This window comes from Companilactobacillus sp., assembly GCF_022484265.1.
Taxonomy (GTDB): Bacteria; Bacillota; Bacilli; order Lactobacillales; family Lactobacillaceae; genus Companilactobacillus.
Genome location: NZ_JAKVLR010000001.1, coordinates 719,500 through 740,152, shown reverse-complemented (window position 1 = coordinate 740,152; position 20,653 = coordinate 719,500). Strand labels below are relative to the sequence as shown.

24 protein-coding genes are annotated in these 20,653 nt (G+C 39.5%); all 24 read left to right on the top strand.

The annotated features are described in order from the left end of the window. Nucleotides 1-6: 6 nt before the first annotated feature. The 24 genes from cobJ to LKF16_RS03640 all read left to right on the top strand — a co-directional run bounded on the left by cobJ (nucleotide 7) and on the right by LKF16_RS03640 (nucleotide 20,623). Nucleotides 7-738 carry a precorrin-3B C(17)-methyltransferase gene (cobJ, locus tag LKF16_RS03755; protein ID WP_291468766.1) on the top strand — a complete coding sequence of 244 codons (732 nt, stop codon included), beginning with the start codon at nucleotides 7-9 and terminating at the stop codon, nucleotides 736-738. A gap of 3 nt (nucleotides 739-741) precedes the next feature. Continuing rightward, the gene (cobK, locus tag LKF16_RS03750) at nucleotides 742-1,494 is read left to right on the top strand and encodes a precorrin-6A reductase (protein ID WP_291468763.1); all 753 of its coding nucleotides are present in this window, start codon (nucleotides 742-744) and stop codon (nucleotides 1,492-1,494) included. Continuing rightward, nucleotides 1,491-2,888: a uroporphyrinogen-III C-methyltransferase gene (gene cobA / locus LKF16_RS03745; protein WP_291468761.1), complete on the top strand. Its 1,398-nt coding sequence runs from the start codon at nucleotides 1,491-1,493 to the stop codon at nucleotides 2,886-2,888. The genes cobK and cobA overlap by 4 nt, the downstream gene beginning before the upstream one ends. Beyond that, the gene (locus tag LKF16_RS03740) at nucleotides 2,888-3,673 is read left to right on the top strand and encodes a sirohydrochlorin cobaltochelatase (RefSeq protein WP_291468759.1); all 786 of its coding nucleotides are present in this window, start codon (nucleotides 2,888-2,890) and stop codon (nucleotides 3,671-3,673) included. Before cobA ends, LKF16_RS03740 begins: the two co-directional genes overlap by 1 nt. Beyond that, nucleotides 3,666-4,355 (top strand): cobalt-factor II C(20)-methyltransferase, encoded by a 690-nt coding sequence (locus tag LKF16_RS03735; protein ID WP_291468757.1) that lies wholly within the window; start codon nucleotides 3,666-3,668, stop codon nucleotides 4,353-4,355. Before LKF16_RS03740 ends, LKF16_RS03735 begins: the two co-directional genes overlap by 8 nt. Before the next feature lie 205 nt (nucleotides 4,356-4,560). Continuing rightward, a complete protein-coding gene (locus LKF16_RS03730) occupies nucleotides 4,561-5,280 on the top strand; it encodes an energy-coupling factor ABC transporter permease (RefSeq protein ID WP_291469395.1) in 720 nt (239 codons plus the stop codon). Then, a complete protein-coding gene (locus LKF16_RS03725; protein WP_291468755.1) occupies nucleotides 5,270-5,602 on the top strand; it encodes an energy-coupling factor ABC transporter substrate-binding protein in 333 nt (110 codons plus the stop codon). The genes LKF16_RS03730 and LKF16_RS03725 overlap by 11 nt, the downstream gene beginning before the upstream one ends. Continuing rightward, complete coding sequence (gene cbiQ / locus LKF16_RS03720) at nucleotides 5,589-6,269, top strand: cobalt ECF transporter T component CbiQ (RefSeq protein WP_291468753.1); 681 nt, start codon at nucleotides 5,589-5,591, stop codon at nucleotides 6,267-6,269. Before LKF16_RS03725 ends, cbiQ begins: the two co-directional genes overlap by 14 nt. 10 nt (nucleotides 6,270-6,279) lie before the next feature. Further along, on the top strand, nucleotides 6,280-7,107 hold the full coding sequence (locus tag LKF16_RS03715; RefSeq protein ID WP_291468751.1) for an energy-coupling factor ABC transporter ATP-binding protein: 828 nt from the start codon (nucleotides 6,280-6,282) through the stop codon (nucleotides 7,105-7,107). A 2-nt stretch (nucleotides 7,108-7,109) separates the two neighbouring features. After that, nucleotides 7,110-8,618, top strand: coding sequence for a cobyric acid synthase (locus LKF16_RS03710; RefSeq protein ID WP_291468749.1), 1,509 nt, complete (start codon nucleotides 7,110-7,112; stop codon nucleotides 8,616-8,618). 1 nt (nucleotide 8,619) lies between these two features. Continuing rightward, nucleotides 8,620-9,048, top strand: coding sequence for a precorrin-2 dehydrogenase/sirohydrochlorin ferrochelatase family protein (locus tag LKF16_RS03705; RefSeq protein ID WP_291468747.1), 429 nt, complete (start codon nucleotides 8,620-8,622; stop codon nucleotides 9,046-9,048). A 21-nt stretch (nucleotides 9,049-9,069) separates the two neighbouring features. Continuing rightward, nucleotides 9,070-10,332, top strand: coding sequence for a glutamyl-tRNA reductase (hemA, locus tag LKF16_RS03700; protein ID WP_291468745.1), 1,263 nt, complete (start codon nucleotides 9,070-9,072; stop codon nucleotides 10,330-10,332). A gap of 11 nt (nucleotides 10,333-10,343) precedes the next feature. After that, nucleotides 10,344-11,279 (top strand): hydroxymethylbilane synthase, encoded by a 936-nt coding sequence (gene hemC, locus LKF16_RS03695; protein ID WP_291468743.1) that lies wholly within the window; start codon nucleotides 10,344-10,346, stop codon nucleotides 11,277-11,279. 2 nt (nucleotides 11,280-11,281) lie between these two features. After that, nucleotides 11,282-12,265, top strand: coding sequence for a porphobilinogen synthase (hemB, locus tag LKF16_RS03690; protein WP_291468741.1), 984 nt, complete (start codon nucleotides 11,282-11,284; stop codon nucleotides 12,263-12,265). 16 nt (nucleotides 12,266-12,281) lie between these two features. Further along, on the top strand, nucleotides 12,282-13,571 hold the full coding sequence (hemL, locus tag LKF16_RS03685) for a glutamate-1-semialdehyde 2,1-aminomutase (RefSeq protein ID WP_291468739.1): 1,290 nt from the start codon (nucleotides 12,282-12,284) through the stop codon (nucleotides 13,569-13,571). Between the two features lie 9 nt (nucleotides 13,572-13,580). Further along, entirely contained in the window at nucleotides 13,581-14,321 is a 741-nt protein-coding gene (locus LKF16_RS03680; protein WP_291468738.1) for a hypothetical protein, read from the top strand. 1 nt (nucleotide 14,322) lies between these two features. Next, nucleotides 14,323-14,910: a bifunctional adenosylcobinamide kinase/adenosylcobinamide-phosphate guanylyltransferase gene (cobU, locus tag LKF16_RS03675; protein ID WP_291468736.1), complete on the top strand. Its 588-nt coding sequence runs from the start codon at nucleotides 14,323-14,325 to the stop codon at nucleotides 14,908-14,910. Nucleotides 14,911-14,920: 10 nt separating this feature from the next. After that, the gene (cobS, locus tag LKF16_RS03670; protein WP_291468734.1) at nucleotides 14,921-15,676 is read left to right on the top strand and encodes an adenosylcobinamide-GDP ribazoletransferase; all 756 of its coding nucleotides are present in this window, start codon (nucleotides 14,921-14,923) and stop codon (nucleotides 15,674-15,676) included. After that, nucleotides 15,673-16,275, top strand: coding sequence for a histidine phosphatase family protein (locus LKF16_RS03665; protein ID WP_291468732.1), 603 nt, complete (start codon nucleotides 15,673-15,675; stop codon nucleotides 16,273-16,275). The genes cobS and LKF16_RS03665 overlap by 4 nt, the downstream gene beginning before the upstream one ends. 4 nt (nucleotides 16,276-16,279) lie before the next feature. Further along, complete coding sequence (locus LKF16_RS03660) at nucleotides 16,280-16,975, top strand: uroporphyrinogen-III synthase (protein WP_291468729.1); 696 nt, start codon at nucleotides 16,280-16,282, stop codon at nucleotides 16,973-16,975. A gap of 4 nt (nucleotides 16,976-16,979) precedes the next feature. Beyond that, nucleotides 16,980-17,429, top strand: coding sequence for a flavodoxin (locus tag LKF16_RS03655; protein ID WP_291468727.1), 450 nt, complete (start codon nucleotides 16,980-16,982; stop codon nucleotides 17,427-17,429). 10 nt (nucleotides 17,430-17,439) lie between these two features. Then, complete coding sequence (locus LKF16_RS03650) at nucleotides 17,440-18,009, top strand: cob(I)yrinic acid a,c-diamide adenosyltransferase (protein ID WP_291468725.1); 570 nt, start codon at nucleotides 17,440-17,442, stop codon at nucleotides 18,007-18,009. Nucleotides 18,010-18,156: 147 nt separating this feature from the next. Continuing rightward, nucleotides 18,157-19,110 carry an ATP-binding cassette domain-containing protein gene (locus LKF16_RS03645; protein WP_291468724.1) on the top strand — a complete coding sequence of 318 codons (954 nt, stop codon included), beginning with the start codon at nucleotides 18,157-18,159 and terminating at the stop codon, nucleotides 19,108-19,110. Further along, nucleotides 19,103-20,623, top strand: coding sequence for an ABC transporter permease/substrate-binding protein (locus LKF16_RS03640; RefSeq protein ID WP_291468723.1), 1,521 nt, complete (start codon nucleotides 19,103-19,105; stop codon nucleotides 20,621-20,623). Before LKF16_RS03645 ends, LKF16_RS03640 begins: the two co-directional genes overlap by 8 nt. The last annotated feature ends 30 nt before the right edge of the window (nucleotides 20,624-20,653 follow it).

Genomic DNA, 20,653 nt, shown 5'->3' with positions numbered 1-20,653 from the left:
AAACACATGTTATACGTAATTGGGATTGGACCAGGTTCGCGAGAACTAATGACACAAGAGGCTATTGATGCCATTAATAAGGCCGAGGTTATTGTCGGCTATAAAACTTATCTAGCAATTATCGCGGATATGATCGGCGATAAACCAACTATCAGCAATGGTATGCGTGGAGAGATCGAACGTTGTACCAAAGCTATTGAAGAAGCAGAAAAGGGCCAAGATGTTGCCATTGTCTCTAGTGGAGACTCAGGTATTTACGGAATGGCCGGTTTGATCCTAGAATTACTCGATAAACGTGACAGTAAAGTAGAAGTAAAAATCATTCCTGGTGTTACAGCTAGCATCGCAGCTGCCGCAAAACTTGGTGCTCCTTTGATGAACGATTTTTGCCATATCAGTTTGAGTGATCACATGACACCTTGGGACGTGATCAAAGACCGGATCGACGCTGCAGCTAAGTCTGACTTCGTGATCTGTCTTTACAATCCTCGTAGTCGCGAACGTCCAACGTTATTACGCGAGGCTTTGGACATTATTACTAAATATAAGTCTGAAGACACTGTGGTTGGTATCGGTAAAGATGTCGCACGTGAAAATGAAATCGAAAAGATCACAACTATCAAAGACCTCGATGAAACTGAGATCAACATGACGACAATCGTAATTGTGGGTAATCAACATACTTACGAGTCTAATGGCAAGATGGTCACACCAAGAGGATACGAGAAGAGGCTATAGAATATGATCCTAATGATGGGCGGAACGACTGAAAGTTTGCAGATAGCTGACTTTTTAGAGTCCAAAAACATTGATTTTATTATCTCGGTCGTATCTCAATACGGGGCCGATTTAGCTTTAAAACATCACAATAAAGTTCAACAAAAGGCGATGGACCAAGCACAATTAGAAGAATTCGTTCAAGATTCTTCAATTGATTTGATTTTAGATGCCACGCATCCGTTTGCCAAAGTTGCTTCACAAAATGCCATGACCGTTGCTAAAAAAATGTGTCTCAAATACATCAGGTTTGAACGGCAAAATGTCTATGAAGATGATAAAAATATTATCTTGCTAGACGATTTGCAACAGGTGTGCGATGCATTAGAACAGACGACTGGAAATGTTTATTTGACTACGGGTTCCAATACGGTCGGCGATTATGTTGACCGTTTGGGCGTTGATCGGATTCATGTCCGAGTATTGCCGACGACACGAGTGATCGATAAACTCACCAAAATCGGCATTCCTGCCGATCGAGTCGATGGGATGCGTGGGCCTTTTGAAAAAGAACTCAATATAGCCTTATTAAAACATGCTCATGCCACCGCTTTAGTAACTAAAGAGAGTGGTAAACAAGGTGGTATCAACGAAAAAATCGAGGCTTGCCAGGAACTAGACATTCCCTGTTATATCATTCGTCGTCCGCAGTTAGATTATCCGGTCGTCGTTGAAAACTTAACTGACCTAGATATGAAATTGGAGGAACTAGCATGAACAATGGCTTAGTGTCACTAGTCGGTGCCGGTCCCGGCGACCCAGAGTTACTCACTGTTAAAGGAAAACGTCGGATCCAAGAAGCTGACGTAGTAATGTTTGATAGATTGATCGACCCATCGATCTTGTCTTATGCCAAGGCAGATGCGGAATTGATCAACGTTGGCAAATTGCCTCATCATCATCGAGTAAAACAATCTCAGATCAATCAAATGTTAGTTGATTATTCATTGGATGAAAAAAGAGTCGTCCGCTTAAAAGCTGGCGACCCTTATGTTCTCGGACGTGGTGGAGAAGAAGCACAATTTTTAACTGCTAACGGGATCAATTATGAAGTCGTGCCAGGTTTGACCAGTGCAATAGCTGGTTTGGCCGCTGCTGGGATTCCAGTGACTCATCGCGATTATGCATCTAGTTTTCATGTCATTTCAGCACATTTGAAAAAAGAAAACGGCACGCTTGATTGGCCAAATATTGCTCATCAAGAAGGGACCTTGATCTTTTTGATGGGAATGGAAAATCTCGATTTGATCGTTTCAGAATTACTCAATAATGGTCGTTCTGACGATACGCCTGTGGCCATCATTCAGTGGGCTACGCAATGGCGACAGAAGAACTTGATCAGTAATTTAAAAGACGTCCGTCGAAAAGTGGAAGAAACCGGTATTGGTTCTCCAAGTATTATCGCTGTCGGCGACGTTGTTAAGCTTCATCAAGAGATTGACTACATTTTGCCATTATTTGGACAACGGATTTTGATTGCTGACAACAGCTCGCACAAACTAGTTCATGAATTACGCGATCATGGTGCTAGCGTGGTGACCTACCGTCGCGGCAAGAATGAAAAAACAGCTTTCGATATTGGCAAGATCATGAATCATCAGCAGATCTGTTTTGAAGACGTGGATAGTTTCGAATTTTTCATCGATGAACTTAATTTGAAAAATCGTGATTTAAGGTCGATCTTTAACATTAAGATGTTGGCTACTAGTGATCATCTGGCCAAGAAAATGAAGAAGTCGGGAGTTATTGCTGATCAAGTAGTTGAGATTGAAGATGTAGCCAACACTGATGACACTGTGGTTTTGGGAAGCAATACTTCTGAAATTATTGGCTATAAAAACTTTGATTCGGTTTATCATCGTCGAGTTTCATCAAATGAAAATATCGATTTTTCTGAATTTAGCAAACTATTATTTATTAGCAAATCATCAGTGACCGATTTACTGGACAGTATAATAGAAGAAAAAATTCCTGAGATCCAAAATATCCCAGCTTTGGCCATGGGTAAAAAAGTTGAACAACTCTTGATTTCAAAAGGATTCACCAAAGTGAAACTAGTTAAACCTAAGAACTCTAAAGTACTCGAAGAATTATTGGAGGAAGTCAACTAATGTCAAAAACAGCTATTTTAGTTATTAGTTTTGGGACTACATACCCAGAGACACGAAAAAAGACTATCAAGGCGACTGAACAAGCTATTGCAAATAAGTTTCCTGACGCTGACGTTTTTGAAGCATTTACTTCAAACGTTGTTTTGAAAAGAATCGAGAAAAACGAAGGCATCAAGATTGATACACCAAGCGAAGCAATCGAGAAGATCCGCTCACTCGGGTACCAACAATTGTTTGTGCAGTCGCTTCACATAATTCCTGGTCATGAGTATCACTTGGTTGTTAAATTGCTATCTCCATATGCCAAAGACTTTGAAAAGTTTGTGATTGGTAAGCCTTTATTAACTAGTTTGGTTGATTATCGCGATGTTAAAAATTATTTAGTCGGCATGAATGATTTAGCCGATGATGAAGCAGTGTTATTCATGGGACATGGAACAGCGACTGATATTGCTTTTACCGCATATGGTTGTTTAGACCACATGCTGATGGGAACTCGCAATTATTTGGGAACAGTTGAGAGCTGGCCTGATCTAAAAATGGAAATGGCTCGCATGAAATCTGACGGTATCAAAAAGGTTCATCTTTTTCCATTCATGCTAGTTGCTGGCAATCACGCTAACAAGGACATGGCATCTGACGATAAGAACTCTTGGAATTCGCAATTACAAAAAGCTGGTTTCGAAACAACACCGCACTTAGTCGGTCTGGGCGAATCAGAATTTATTCAAAATCAGTTCGTTAAACATCTAAGAGCTGCAATAAGGAGTGCTGTTAATGAGTAAACTATACGGAATTGGCGTTGGTCCTGGCGACAGCGAGCTCATCACGGTCAAGGCGACTAAGATGATCAATCAACTAGATATTTTATATACTCCAATTGCTCACAATGGCATGAAGAGTACAGCTTTAAGAATTGCTACACCATATTTGAATGACAAAACTGAGATCAAAGAACGCCACTTTCCGATGACTCGAAATGTTGAGGAACGTCAAAAGAGTTGGGAAGCAATTGCCAATGACGTTGTGAAAGATGTGAAGTCAGGTCATGATGTCGGCTTTTTGACTTTGGGAGATACCTCGGTTTATAGCACCTTCAGTTATATTCAAAAATTAGTGGAAACACAGATCGAAGTTGAAATAGTTGCCGGGATATCGTCATTTTCACAAATTGCAGCAACTTTGAAAAAGCCGTTGATGTTGGATGAAGAGAGTCTGACTGTCGTTCCAGCAACTAAACCGATTGAAGAAATTCAAAAGTTTATTGCTGACAATGACAATCTAGTTTTGATGAAAATCTCAAGTAAGTTCTCTGACATCTTCAACTTGTTGAAAGAGCTGAATCTATTGGATAACTCGACCATCATTTCAAACGCATCGATGGAAAATGAAAAAATAATTCCAGTCGTTGATTTGAATGCAGAATCGAAGATTCCATACTTTTCTACCATGCTAATCAAAAAATAGTAACATATTTCGAATATATTAATTTATTATCAACCTTTTGTCATACGTTTACATTTTCTAGTCCTAAACCTCAAAAATTCTAGTAATTTAGTTTTTTATAAATTATCGTGAATAAGTGTTCAATAAATCACAATTTGAGGGGATCAGGATGAAAAAAATTTTCAATCGTATTAAAGAACTTAGTCAAGATTTTACAGTTCAATGTATGATGCTCATGGCAGTTGGATTCGCAATTGCCCCTGGGACGGTATATGCCATGCACATCATGGAGGGGATGCTGCCACCAAAATGGTGCATTTTCTGGTATGCAGTCAGTGCTCCATTTTTTATCTACGGTCTTTATAGATTGAAAAAAATTACACAAGATAGCAAACAAAAGAATACCAAATTGATGTTTGCCTTATGTGGTGCGTATGTTTTCGTCTTATCATCTCTGAAATTACCCTCAGTCACTGGCTCATCGTCTCATCCTACAGGCGTAGGTTTGGGAACGGTAATGTTCGGACCAGGCGTTTTAGTAATAATGGGTGTTATTGTGCTATTATTCCAAGCTCTTCTCTTGGCTCACGGTGGATTAACAACCTTGGGAGCCAATGCTTTTTCAATGACTATCATCGGACCAATTATCGGTTGGGTAGTCTTATTGATCTGCAAGAAATTGCATGTTAACAAGAAAGTTTCGATTTTTCTCTGTGCTTTTTTTGCAGATTTAGTAACGTATGTGACGACCGCCTGTCAGTTGGCAATCGTCTTCCCAGATCCAAATCACGGCGTGTTCGGGGCTTGGGTCAAATTTATGGGAATCTATGCCGTTACACAAGTTCCACTGGCAATTGCTGAAGGATTATTAACAGTTATTGTTTATAACCTCATCATCAGCAACAACCTTTGGAGTGAGGAGAGTTCACTATTGTATGAAAACTAAAACTCAAAATATCATTCTGATCATTTTAGTCGCTGCGCTGGTAATTGTGCCATTGGCATTTTCTCATGGCGAATTCGGTGGCAGCGATGATCAAGGAACAGCTCAGATTACTAAAAACGATCCACATTATAAAGTTTGGGCACATCCACTTTGGACGCCTCCATCTGGTGAGATCGAAACGCTATTGTTTACCTTGCAGGGAAGTCTTGGTACTGGAATTATCACTTATATTTTTGGATACCAGCGGGGTAAGAACAAGCAAAAACGCGAACAAGAAGCTAAAGCTGCTGAAGAAAAGAAGACCGCTAATGTTAGTGATTGATAAGTACGCTTATGAAAATAAATTGGCACGTAATAATGCCTGGCTAAAAATCACCTTCTTTTTGCTAGGTCTAGTTGGTGCTTTTCAGCCGTTGATCTGGTTAAAATTTTTAACGATGTTGGTAGTTTCTAGCCTCACCATCTATGTGACTGGCGTATCCGTGCATCGGTATTTGAAGTGGTTTTATCCGATCTTGCCATTTTTGATTTTGAGCATTATTGGAATCATCGTAACTGCATCGTCAAAACAAAGTGTCATGTACTGGTCGTTTCCGATTGGCTCAGTTTACTTTGGAATCTCTAAAGTGACGCTTCATCAAGGATTAGTATTGGGTGTTCAAGCATTGACCGCTATCGTCTGTACTTACTTTTTAGCATTGACGACACCATTTCAACAATTGATGAAAGTTTTGTTGCAGATCCATTTGCCAAAAATTTTTGTTGAGCAGACGATGTTGATCTACCGCTTTATCTTTATCTTTTTAGACGAATGCATGCGGATCTATCACGCACAACAATTAAGACTTGGCTATTCAGGTTTTAAAAACTCACTCGAGTCGATCTCAATTTTGCTGAAGATGTTGTTTATGCAGGTGATGATCAAGTATGAAAAAATGCAGGACAGTCTTGAGATGAAACTATTTGATGGTGATTTTAATTTAGATTGAGGATGACAAAATGATCAGGCTAGAACATGTGAACTTTGGTTATGATAATAAATCAATGCAGCTTCATGATATTAATATCGATTTTGGCAAGTCTGGTCAGTCGATCGGTTTGGTCGGGCCTAACGGTTCTGGAAAATCGACTTTATTCAAAAATATTGTTGGGTTAGAAAAACCAACTTCTGGTCAGATTTTTTTCGATGACAAACCAATCAAATATAACAATAAAAGTCTTCGGGAGCTTCGGACAAAGTTAGGAATGGTCTTTCAAAATTCCGACAATCAAATTTTTTATCCGAATGTCCAAGAAGATGTCGCGTTTGTTTTGCGTAATCTGAAATTGGATGAGGCAACCATCAAAGAACGGCTCGATTGGGTCTTTAAAAGTTTAGATATTGAGGATTTACGAGATCGACCGGTGCAATATTTGAGCGGCGGTCAGAAGAAACGTGTGGCAATTGCTGGCGTCTTAGTAATGAAACCAGAGTGGATCTTGATGGATGAACCGACAGCGGGATTAGATTTTGATGGCAAAGAACGGATGAAAGACTTGATCAGACAATTGATACAGAGTGGTCAACACTTGATTATTTCTAGCCACGATATGAATTTCATGTATGAAATATGCGATTATTTTTACGTTTTAAGTGATGGTAAAATTATTACCGAGGGGAAAAAGGAACAAGTCTTTGAAGACGACCAAGCGATTCAAGAAGCAAAGCTTGAAGTTCCTTTTGTTGTTAGACTGCATCGTGAGCTTGGTTTTCCACTTTATGAAAATCAAGAACAGTTGTATGCCGACGCAAACTTAAAGAATTATGTTTCAGGATACGGAGAATAATTATGACTGCAAAATCAATTATGTTTCAAGGAACAGCATCGGATTCTGGTAAAAGCTGGATGGTTGCTGCTCTTTGTCGTTTTCTTGCTCAAAAGGGCGAAAGCGTTGTCCCATTTAAGTCACAAAACATGGCACTCAATTCATACATCACAGCTGATGGTCAAGAAATGGGTAGAGCTCAAGTTTTTCAAGCTGAAGCTGCTGGTATTTTACCTGACGTGCGCATGAATCCAATTTTGTTGAAGCCTTCAACTGATAGCGATTCGCAAGTTGTCGTGAATGGTAAAGTGATTGCGGATATGAGTGCCGCTGAGTATCAAGATTTTAAACCGCAACTTCGAGATGACATCACCAAAATTTATAACAGTTTGGCTGATGAATATGACGATGTGATCTTGGAAGGTGCCGGAAGTCCAGCCGAGATCAATTTAAATGACCGCGACCTAGTTAACATGGGAATGGCAGATATTGCAGATTCACCTGTTATTTTAGTGGCTGATATTGATAAGGGTGGAGTATTTGCGTCGATTTATGGAACAATCAAATTATTGCCTAAGCGTCACCAAAAGCGGATCAAAGGAATTATTATCAATAAATTCCGTGGGGATGTTTCGCTTTTAACGAGTGGAAACGACATGATCGAAGCTCTAACTGGCGTGCCAGTTTTAGGAGTGATGCCATACAGCAATGTCCAAATTGATGACGAAGATTCAGTTGCCTTGACGCGCAAGAATAAAGTTATGGACGTTTCAAAAGATTTGGACATCGTTGTAGTAGTTTTACCAAAAATTTCTAATTTCACTGATTTCAATAGTTTGGCCATGCACCCCGATGTGTCGGTCCGCTATGCCACCAATCCTAATGAATTAGGTACACCTGATCTAGTGATTATTCCCGGTAGTAAAAATACTAACGAAGACCTCGCTTTTTTGAAGAAGACGAAGTTCGACACTGCGATTGAAGCTCTTCACAGTCGTGGCACCTTTGTCTTTGGTGTCTGTGGCGGCTATCAGATCTTAGGTAAAAAGTTGATCGATTCAAATGAAGTCGAATCAGATATCGAAGAACAAGCTGGCTTAAATCTATTGCCGGTAACGACTTATTACGAAGATACTAAGACGACTAATCAGTCGAAGGCTAAAATTGGAGACTTCGATGTCGACGGATACGAGATCCATATGGGTAAAACTATTTTAGACGAAGGCGTCAAACCACTAGCTCATATTTATGAAACTAATGGCAACTTAGCTGACCACATGGATGGAGCAATCAGTTCTGATCGCAAAGTTTATGGGACTTATTTGCACGGTATTTTCGACAACCCTGAATGGACTCGAAAATATTTAAATAGCATCCGTCAAAGCAAAGGTTTAGGACCATTAACTAATGTTGTTGGGTCGTTAAAAGACTTTAAGGAAACGCAATATGACGAATTAGCTAAGGAATTTGTTGAAAACGTTGATGTTGACCAGATTTTAAAGATCATGTCAGATTCTGGCAAGGGGGAATAATATGTACCCGATCATGGTTGATTTAACCAATCGTCCAGTCACGATTGTCGGTGGTGGTCACGTGGCTTTTCGCAAGTACAAGAAGCTGCTTGAAGAACATGCCCAGATCACCGTCATTAGTCCGACGATCGATGAAAGATTTGATCTCACTAAGATCAAATGGATCAAATCTCGGTATATTCGCCCGCTATTGGCAAATGCTGATTTAGTTTTAGCCTGTACCAACGACAAAGAAGTAAATCAATTAGTTTATGAAGATTCATACTCGCATCAGCTAGTTAATAATACTAGCGACAAGCACCATTCTGATTTTTATAATATGTCGACTTTACGTTACGACGGTTATGTTTACTCAATTTCTAGCTTAGGTAAGGATCCTTTCGCAACTAAAAAGAAGCGTGAATCTCTACAAGAATGGCTCGAGAAATAAGAAAGTATTGGAAGTATTAATATGTTTATAGTTTGTGTGGGACTTGATTTTAGAACTATGCCAATTGAATTACGTGAACAAATCAATTTTGATAAAGATGAATTAGCCGAAGCCCACAAGGCCTTGGCTGCTGAAAAAAGTATTTTAGAAGACGTGATAATTTCAACTTGCGAACGGACTGAGATCTATGCAGTTGTTGATCAAGTTCACACTAGTCGTTATTACATCAAACGTTTTTTATCAAACTGGTTTAAATTTGATATGGACGAATTGGCAGACTATTTAACATTAAGAACTGGCGAAATTGCCGTGCGCCATTTGTTCGAATTAGCCTCTGGATTAGATTCGCCAGATGTTGGTGAAGCTCAAATCTTAGGCCAAGTCAAAAACGCCTTTTTTATAGCTCGGCAAGCCGACACTGCGGGAGTATTGTTCAATCATTTATTCCAGCAAGTCATTACATTTGCTAAGTGGACCCATTCAGAATACAAGATCAACGAACACGCTGAGACTTCAACACAAGCTGGCATCCACCAAATCAAGGAGAACTTGCAAGACTTATCTGATAAGACCTTAACCGTTATCGGAGCGGGTACCATGAGTCAGCATGCGTTATTAAACACATCGACCATGGGCTTTGAAAAAATTATTCTGGTCAATCGGACCGTGTCACGTGCTGAACACGTTGCTGATGAGATCGATGCTGAGATCATTGTTAAACCAATCGACCAATTAGCAGACATCTTAAAAACGTCTGATGCTGTTATCTCAGCAGTCTCCGTCAAAAAACCGATTTTTTCAACAGAATGGGTCCAAGAGAATCAAGCTGATCTCAACGAGATTACTTTTGTTGATCTTGGTGTGCCGAGAAACTTAAGTACCTTCAGTCAACTCGACAACTGCCACTATTACGATATGGATGGATTGGCTAAGATTGTGACTGACAATCATGACGAGAAAATGCACTTAGTCAACGAAGTGAAAAAACATATTCCGGATGAGATCGAAGATTACTTTTTATGGCAAAAGCAATTAAACGTTGTGCCAGTGATTCGACAGTTGCGTGAACAGGCAGTCGATATTCAGTCAAATGTTTATGACAGTTTGTTGAAGAAGTTGCCTGATCTTGATGATCACGAACAAAAGGTGATCCGCAAACATATGAAGAGTATTGTTAACCAGATGTTGAAAGAACCCATCAAAGAAATTAAGGAGCTTTCAACCTCTGACGATGCTGATCAATATTTAGACGTCTTAAAAACAATTTTTAAATTGGATGCGTAAGGGGTGTCATTTTGGAAAAGACCATCAAAGTTGGAACTCGCAAAAGCAAGCTTGCAGTGTGCCAAACTAAATTAGCAATTAAGATGCTTCAAGAACAGTATCCGGATAAACAGTTTGAACTTTGTTACATCACCACCGAAGGCGATAAAAACTATTCGACTGATATTAAGATGATTGGTGGGAAAGGATTGTTCGTTAAAGAAATCGAGCAATCGTTGTTGGATGGAAAAATCGACATTGCAGTTCATTCATTAAAAGACCTTCTGCCTCAAACGCCAGAAGGCTTAGTGCTGTCCGGGATACCGAAGAGAAACTCTCCATTTGACTGCTTGATCACCACAACAGAAATGCATTCAACAAAGGATATTCCGCAAGGTGCAAAAATTGGTACGAGTAGTATTCGCCGGACGGCGCAGTTGCGTCATTTGAGGCCGGATATTGAAGTCGTGCCAATTCGTGGAAATTTAGATACGAGACTTAAAAAAATCGATGAGTTGAATTTATTTGGAGTCATCGTAGCTGAGTCAGGCTTGGATCGTCTTCAAGTCGATATTGGAAATCATCATAAATTTAGTTTGCAAGATACAATTCTACCTGCTGCCGGTCAAGGTGCTTTGGCACTGGAATCGCGAGCAGATGACCAATATATTAACGATATTATTCATTCAATTGATGATAAAGATACTCGACTTTCCGTCAAATTAGAACGTCAGCTTTTGGCGGCATTTGGCGGCAGCTGTAACTTTCCAGTCGGAGCATATGCTCATGTGGATGATTCGGTTGTGACGATGCATGCAATGATCTCGTCCTATGATGGTTCAAAATGGTACGAGACTTCAGCTGATCGTTCAGTCTATGAAGCAACAGATTTTGGGAATGAAATTGCTCGAGAGCTTTTAAGCAATGGGGCAACTGAAATAATAAAAGAAATTGAAGGAAGTAATTAATAATGATTAAATTTGATCGTCACCGTCGTTTAAGAACTAGCGCAGCTATGCGTGATCTAGTAAGGGAAACTCACGTATTAAAAACTGATTTGATCCAACCTGTTTTTATTGAGGATGGATTAATGGGAAAGACTGAGATCAAATCAATGCCAGGCGTTTTCCACTTTGGGATGGATACAGTTTTGGACGAGATCCAAGAAATCGTCAACGATGGTATCAAAGCCATTATCTTGTTTGGCCTCCCAAAAGACGAAGATAAAGATGAAGTCGGAACCGGTGCATGGAGCGACGATGGTATCGTTCAACAAGCTACACGTTTGATCAAAAAGAATTATCCAGATTTGATCGTTATTGCTGATTGCTGCATGTGCGAATACACATCAACTGGTCACTGTGGAATCGTCCGCGATGGCTATGTTCAAAACGATGAATCGTTAGAATACATTACAAGAACGGCCGTTTCTCAAGCTAAAGCAGGAGCCGACATTATCGCTCCTTCAAATGCCATGGATGGATACGTTGCTGCTATTCGTGAAGGATTAGATAAGAATGATTTGGTCAATGTTCCGATCATGTCCTATGCGGTTAAATACGCATCAAGTTTTTATGGTCCATTCCGTGATGCAGCTAATTCATCACCTAAGTTTGGCGACCGTAAGACTTACCAAATGGATCCTGCTAATCGTTTGGATGCCATGAGAGAAACTATTAGTGATGAAAACGAGGGTGCAGACTTTGTCATGGTCAAGCCTTCAATGGCATTCTTAGACGTCATGCGAGAAGTTAAGGACCATACGAAATTGCCTTTAGTTGCGTATAACGTTTCTGGAGAATATTCAATGATCAAGGCAGCCGCACAAAATGGTTGGATTGATGAACAAAGTGTCGTTTATGAAACACTAACGAGCATGAAGCGTGCAGGTGCTGATTTGATCATCACTTATTTTGCAAAAGACTTTGCTAACTATTTAGACAATCAAAAGTAATCACTGGGGGATAATAATGAGAAGTTTCGAACAATCAATTGCAGCTTATAAAGAAGCCGTCAAATTAATGCCAGGTGGAGTTAACAGTCCAGTTCGTGCATACAAAAATGTCAACATGTCACCAATCTTTATTGAACGAGGCAAGAATCAAAACTTATACGATGTGGATGGAAACTCGTACATTGATTACGTTTTGTCATGGGGACCACTTATTTTAGGTCACGCTGACGATGTCGTTATTGAAGCCTTAAAAGATACAATCGATAAGGGTACTAGTTTTGGTGCTCCAACTTTGCTTGAAAACAGAATTGCTGAATTAGTTCAACAATTCGTACCATCAATGGAATTGATGAGAATGGTTTCTTCAGGTACTGAAGCAACGATGAGTGCAGTTAGATTAGCACGTGGATACACGAAGCGTGACAAGATCGTTAAGTTTATTGGCTGCTACCACGGTCATTCAGACTCATTGCTAGTTGATGCTGGTTCAGGCTTGGCTACTTTTGATATCAATACTTCTCCAGGCGTTCCTAGAAATGTGGCTCTTGAAACATTGACTGTTCCATATAACGATGAAGAAGCTGTAATCGATTTATTCAAACGTCGTGGCGATGAAATTGCCGGAGTTATCGTTGAACCTGTAGCAGGTAACATGGGCTTTGTTCCCGCTAAAGAGTCATTCTTGAAGACTTTGCGTAAGGTTACTGAAGAACATGGTTCAGTCTTGATTTTTGATGAAGTTATGAGTGGATTTAGATGCGACATGAATGGTGCACAGCACTTGTACGGAATTCATCCTGACTTGACTACCTTGGGTAAGGTTATCGGTGGCGGTCTTCCAGTTGGTACATTTGGTGGACGCGAAGAGATCATGAGAAACATCACGCCAGATGGAAAGGTTTATCACGCAGGTACTTTATCAGGGAATCCATTAGCTATGATGGCTGGTATCAAGACACTAGAGCAATTAAATGCTGACAAATATGCTGATATGGATGCTAAGTTGGATCGTCTCTGCAAGGCTCTTAAAGCTGCAGCTGATAAAAATGGCGTACCATTTACAATTCGTCACCGTGGCACTATGTGGGGATACTTCTTTAATGAAGGGCCAGTAGAAAACTTTGCCGACGTTCAAAAATCAGACAAGGATTACTTCAGTCGTTTCTTCCAATATGTCATCAAACGTGGTATTTACTTAGCACCATCACCATATGAAACTAGTTTTATTTCAACTAAACATACTGATGCAGATATCGACAAGACAATCGAAGTCTTCAGCGATGCATTTGCAAATGTTGAAAAATAAGGAGCAATTATGCAAGCAGGCAGTCATCAATATCGTGATTTAACGATCACGCCAATTAATAAACAAGAAGATCTAGTTGTTAGTTGCGATATCAGTGCTGGATTTGGAGACCGTGAATTGGACATTGTTAAATGCTCGCCAGAGATATCAGTCTCGTTTACATTACGAACGGCAATGCTTGAGCTAATTTCTTATGGAGCAACGCCAATCAATGTGATCAATACTTTGAGTGTCGAGTATGATCCGACCGGTATTAAAGTCATTGACCAGATGAAACAAGATTTGGTCGAAATGGGTTATCCTGATTTATCGATCAATGGCAGTACTGAGGACAATTTGGATATTCAGATGACGACTGTCAGCGTGACTGTGATTGGTCGTGCTGCTCACAAATCTTTTGAAAACACTCAGGATCTAGCAGTTTTTCAACTGGGAGTACCTTTAATGGGAAACGAAGTTTTGGCTAATTTGGATAATATTTTTAAAGTCAAACAAGCAATTGATCTACGCCGTGAAAAAGCTGTCGTTGACATGATTCCGGTTGGATCTAAAGGAGTTGGATATGAGCTAGGAGTTTTAGCTAATAGCGATGACTTGAAACTTGAATTGGCAAATGGAATTGACCAATCACAAATTAATAAGACTGCTGGTCCTTCGACAGTTTTATTGGTCGCAGTTGCAAATAATGACGCTGATGACTTTTCTAAAAATCATCCAGAATTAAAACAGATTGCTCGATTGAGGAAATAATATGGAACATTTAATCATGGTTACCGGCGGTGCCAGAAGCGGGAAATCAGAGTACGCTGAAAATTTATACAGTCGTGAAGATCAAGTTTGTTACATTGCTACTGGCATGGTCAATTTAAGCGATGCTGAAATGTCCAACCGGATCAACAAACACCGTGCACGCCGTTCTAAACATTGGACAACTGAAGAACGCTATGACAGTATCGCTAAATTTATGGACCAATCAGCTACTACTCAGTTTCTACTCGACGATGCCACCAATATGATCACTAATTTATTTTTTGATTGGGTCAACGAAGCTAAGGGAAATAAATTTAACTTCGATGCCTATATCAATCAAATGAATCAAGACCAGATCGATGAAGCGACTAGCTATATTTTGCAACAGTGGATCAATATTATTGAGGTCAACAGTCGTCGCCACAAGACCTTAGTTATCGTGACTAATGAGGTGGGTCTTGGAATCGTTCCCGCAACTAAATTGACGCGGATCTTGCGTGACATCTATGGTTCAGTCAATAAGCTGATTGCCAGTAAGAGCGATGAGGTCTGGTTTGTGATCAGCGGTCTGCCACAAAAAATAAAGTAGAGGTAATATTTTGATAACGTCATTGATATTGTATGGACAATTTTTTACCAGGGTACCGATTCCTATTCCAATCGACGAGCCTCAAGAAAAATTTAATAAGGGAATTCAATATTTAACTTTATTTGGTTTGATCCTTGGTGCAATTGAAGCACTCTGCTTTTGGGGACTGAGTTTTGTATTTCCAACTTGGCTGTGCTGGATCTTCTTGTTAGTCATCGATGGCATGATCACTGGTGGTTTTCATTTAGATGCTCTGGCAGATACTGCTGATGGGATGTTCAGTTCTCGTAACAAAGAAAAAATGTACGAGATCATGAAGGATAGCCGATCAGGTACGATGGGTGCTTTAGCACTGATCTATTACTATTTATTAATGATTGGTTTGACCTACTTTATCAGTGGCCATCTCAGCATCATGACCAATGTCTTTTTAGCTGCCATAACCATCATGAATACCAAAACCGGAATATCGCTGATTTTTCTAAGAATTTCTAACTCTGAAAAAGAGAAGGGATTGCTCAAAAGTTGGGGACAGATTGCACCTTGGCGTGCAGCTGTTAGTCAATTATTGGCAATCATTGTGATTTTTCTCGGTTTAGGCTGGAAAGGCTTAGTTGGATATATCGTTGCTGCCTTGTTTGTCTTTGTGTATAAACATTGGATCAACAAGCAATTAGGTGGATTCACTGGAGATACCTTAGGCGCCTACGCCAGTATCTGCCAAGTGATCTTTATGATTGCATATGCTGCAGTGGTAAAACTATGAGATTAGTTTTTGCTAGGCACGGAGAGACTGAGTGGAATTTACAAAAGAAGTTCTATGGTTTGTCAGACGTCAGTTTGGACGACAAGGGCATTCGGCAGGCTCATCATTTAGCCAATACCTTGCGCAAGAATAATTGGCAATTTGATGTTGGCTATTGCAGTGGTCTAATTAGGACTTACCAAACTTTGAAACCTTGTTTAAATCCTGATACTCCGATTGTCAAACTACCAGGATTGAATGAGAAGGGCTTCGGCAAGTGGGAGGGACTGGATGCAGACGAGATCGAAGCTAGTTATCCAAAAGAGTGGCAGCTTTGGTTAAATCAACCATTTGAATATGTGCCACCAGAAGCTGAAGATTTTTATCAATTTTCAGACCACGTCAAACGCACAATCAATCAAATAATTTCTGATGGTCAAAAAAATAATTATCAAAATATCCTAGTAGTAGCTCATTTAGGTGCACTCAGAATAATTGACCAATATCTGCTAAATGACACCCATGAATTTTGGGATATTCACTTTGATGCCGGGTGCTACACAGAATTTTCCGGCGATTCAAAACAAAATTTTAAACTAGTTAAAAGAAATGTGGGATGATCAAATGGCTATTCTAATTACTTATCCACAAGACAAATTTAACGACGAAATGTTAGCGGGCCTTCAAAAATGGAGTCCGCTTTTTTTGCCATTGAAGCGAATTGAGTATAATCAATGGACCAAGCGACAGTATGAAGTCATCGCTAATAGCGATTGTTTAGTCGTAACTAGTATGCTGGCAATTCAAGCCTTAGTTAAATCTGATGTATCGACTGATAAACAAGTTGCGGTGATCAGTCACAAAGCTGCCGCATTATTAAGAAGTTTCAAATTTACAAATGTGATCGTTTCAGAGGTCGAGAATCGCGAGTCTTTGGTGAAAAAATTAGACGAAGAATTTGCTAACCAAGGTAATATCGTCTTTTTAAAAGGTAATTTAGCGCCTGACTTACCACTGAGAGCTAAGGTAACTAATATTGATGCGTATCAAAATGTCTGGACTAAAGAGGACCAAGACCGTGCAATTAAAAAAATTGGCGATGCTGATTTTACTAAGGTGTTGATTACTAGTCCATCGGCATTTTATCGTTTTGAAGCTATTGAAGAATTGTTGCCCAGTCAATTTATGTCCGCAAAATATTATACGTTGGGGATGTCGACGCAACGGACGATGAACGAATTAGGATTTGACGCTTGGTCACCAGCACATCCTAGAAATGTCTTGAAACAGACTGTTTTAAAAATGACGAGGGAGAATTGATACCATGGCGAAAGCTTTGATCGTTTACGCAACTATTACTGGCAACAATCAAATGTTAGCGGATATTTTAGCTGATCAATTGGATAAATTAGGTATAGAAGTCGTTGAAACCGAAATGAGCCAGACAGATCCGAATGACTTTGAGGATTATGATCTCTGCTTTGTTTGCGTCTACACCTATGACGAGGGAGCACTTCCAGAAGAAGGTATGGATTTTTATGAAGACCTAGCCGATGTTGATCTGACCGGTAAGTACTACACAGTCTTAGGTTCTGGTGATACTTATTATGGCGAATATTACAATGTTGCCGTTGATAAGTTTGCCAAGCAGTTTGAAAAAACCGGAGCCCAGATTGGAACGGATTGTTTAAAAATTGAGTTAGAACCAGACGAGTATGATATTATGAACATTGCAAAAGTTGCAAAGGATATTTCCACAAAAATTCAAATTTGAGAGGGAAATTATGAAAATATATACTAGAACTGGTGACAAAGGTAAGACCAGAATTATCGGTAATGATGTGATGTATAAGTCTGACAAAAGAGTTACAGCTTATGGTTCAGTTGATGAACTCAACTCATTAGTTGGCGTGGTTATCGCAAACTTATCCGATAAGACTAAAGTTTTTAACGACGAATTAACAGAAATCCAACAATTGTTATTTGACTGTGGAACGGATTTAGCTATTTCTCAAAATGATACTAAGCACGAATTCATTTTTACTGAGGACCACAAGTACGTTGATTGGTTAGAAAAGAAGATCGACGAATACACTGAAAAAGTTCCTAAGACCCAAAAGTTTATTTTGCCTGGTGGCTCAAAGACGGCTTCTTCATTGCACTATGCGAGAACAGTGACTAGAAGAGCGGAGCGCCAAATTGTCTCATTGATTCAAGACGAACCAATCAATGATTATGTCTTGAAATTTATCAATCGTCTTTCAGACTATTTCTTCGCTGCCGCAAGATATGCCAACGTTCTAGACGGCGTTGAGGATATTCAATATCGTAATAGCAAACCAGTATTTAGATAAAAATACCATGACATGACGGGATTATCCCTCATGTCTTTTTTTATCAAAATCCGAGCATCACGGAGAGGAATAATTTTCTGCTATGTTAGTATTAGGATATTAATACAGATGAGGAATATTATTAGTATTTTTCTGAGGGGAAATATCATGATTGAATTTGAGGATATTACTAAGTCGTATGGTGATTTAACTGTCATCAAAGACTTAAATTTAACCATTAATGCAGGTGAACTTTTTGTCTTAGTCGGTCCAAGTGGAAGCGGGAAGACCACGTCGGTCAAGATGATCAACCAATTGATCAAGCCCACATCAGGGACCATTAAGATCGATGGCAAAGACATCAATGATTATGACTTGCAACAATTACGTCTAGGAATGGGCTATGTTCTGCAGAACATTGCATTGTTCCCAAACTTAAATATTCAAGAAAATATTGCGATTCAGTTGGAAGAGTTGAAAGTTCCTCGTGAACAACGTCGAGCCAGAGCCCGTGAATTACTGGAAAAAGTTGGACTGGATCCTGACTTATATGCGACCCGGATGCCAGATGAGTTATCCGGTGGTGAACAGCAACGTGTCGGTATCATCAGAGCAATCGCGACCAATCCCAACATTATTTTGATGGATGAAGCATTTAGTGCATTGGATCCACTATCCAGAAAGCAATTGCAGGATATCGTTTTGGATTTGCATGCTAATGCAGATTACAATCTAACAATCGTATTTGTGACTCACGATATGCGTGAAGCACTGCGACTAGGTTCAAGAATCGCCATCCTAAAAGATGGCGTCATCCAACAAGTGGGTACGCAAGAAGAAATCATGAATAAACCTGCGAATGATTTTGTCGAATCATTTTTCAAGGGTGAGCAAGAAACTGAAGTTGCAACAGCAGGTAAGATAATTATTCAAGGATACGGTCACAAGGTGTCGACAGATAATAATGCTGAAAAAATCAGTTTTGACTGTGAGATACCGAAATTACTCTCGATTCTAAGGACTGGAAAAAGGGGCATTGTCGAATTCCACGATGATACCTATGAGCTGGTCTTAGATGACGTTTTAGATTTCATCGAGAATAAGGAGGCCGCTCGTGAATAATTTAGTTAATATTCTTCAAACGCAACACCAAGATATTCTCAATTCACTAGTTCAGCATTTAAATATTTCTCTGATTTCATTGCTGATTGCAGCGGTGATCGCAATTCCGTCAGCAATATTACTCAGAAGATACACTAAAGTAGCTGAAGTTGTTTTACAAATAACCAGTATTATGCAAACAATCCCTAGTTTGGCATTGTTGGGAATTTTGATCCCATTAGTTGGTATCGGAACGGTTCCGGCGGTCATTGCTTTAGTCGTTTACGCAGTGATGCCGATTTTTCAAAACACCTATACTGGATTTACCTCAATTGATCCAAGTCTAGAAGAAGCAGCCAGTGCCTTTGGACTGTCGAAATTTCATAAACTAACTCGAATCGAGCTCCCGTTGGCAATGCCACTGATCGTGTCCGGATTAAGAATCGCTATGGTCATGATCATTGGTACTGCTACTTTAGCAGCTCTGATTGGTGCTGGTGGTCTAGGTACTTATATTTTGTTAGGTATCGAGACTAACAACAATGCACTGTTAATTATTGGCGCTGTTTTATCAGCCGCTTTGGCATTAGTATTTTCAGCTTTGATCCGTTTTATTGGTAAACTATCGTTCAAGAAAATCATGGCTGTATTTTTGACATTGATCGTTTTGTTTGGTGGTTGGGGAATTTATTCAACTGTCAATAAGACGCCTTCGACAATTACGATTGCCGGAAAAATGGGCAGTGAACCTGAAATTTTGATCAACATGTATAAGGACTTGATCCAACAGGATAATCCTAAGCAAAAAGTCGAATTGAAACCTAACTTTGGGACAACCAACTTTTTATACAAAGCTCTAAAGGCCGGTCAAATTGATGTATATCCAGAGTTTACTGGAACAGTGATGGAGACTCTGGTCAAAGCTAATAATTATGGCAAGAATCCGACAAAGATTTATCGACAAGGAAAACAAATGTTGAAAAAACAAGATAATCTGGATTATTTGTCGCCAATGGAATATCAAAACGGCTATGCATTAGTGGTTTCGAAGTCATTTGCTGATAAGTATAATTTAAAGACTATTTCTGACCTTCAGAATGTTGAAGACCAAGTCAAAGCCGGGTTCGATATTGATTTTTATAACCAAAAGGATGGATATCCCGGTATCAAGAAGACTTATAATTTGAAATTTGGGTCCACCAACACAATGCAGCCAAGTATCCGTTACAAGGCAATCGCCTCAGGTAAGGTGAATACCGTTGATGGATACACGACTGATCCACAAATTCAAAAGTATCATCTAGTTGTCTTACAAGATGACAAGCACTTCTTTCCACCTTACCAAGGTGCACCATTGGTCAGAAGCAAAGCTATAGATGAACATCCTGGCTTGAAGAAGTCACTAGATAAATTGAGTGGCAAGATTACAACTGAAGACATGCAGAAGATGAATTATCAAGTAACTTTCCAGCATAAAAAAGCTAAGACAGTTGCTCATGATTATTTGGTTAAGCATAATTTGCTCGACAAATAAAAATGAACTTATTAAAAAAGGCGTTCTAGA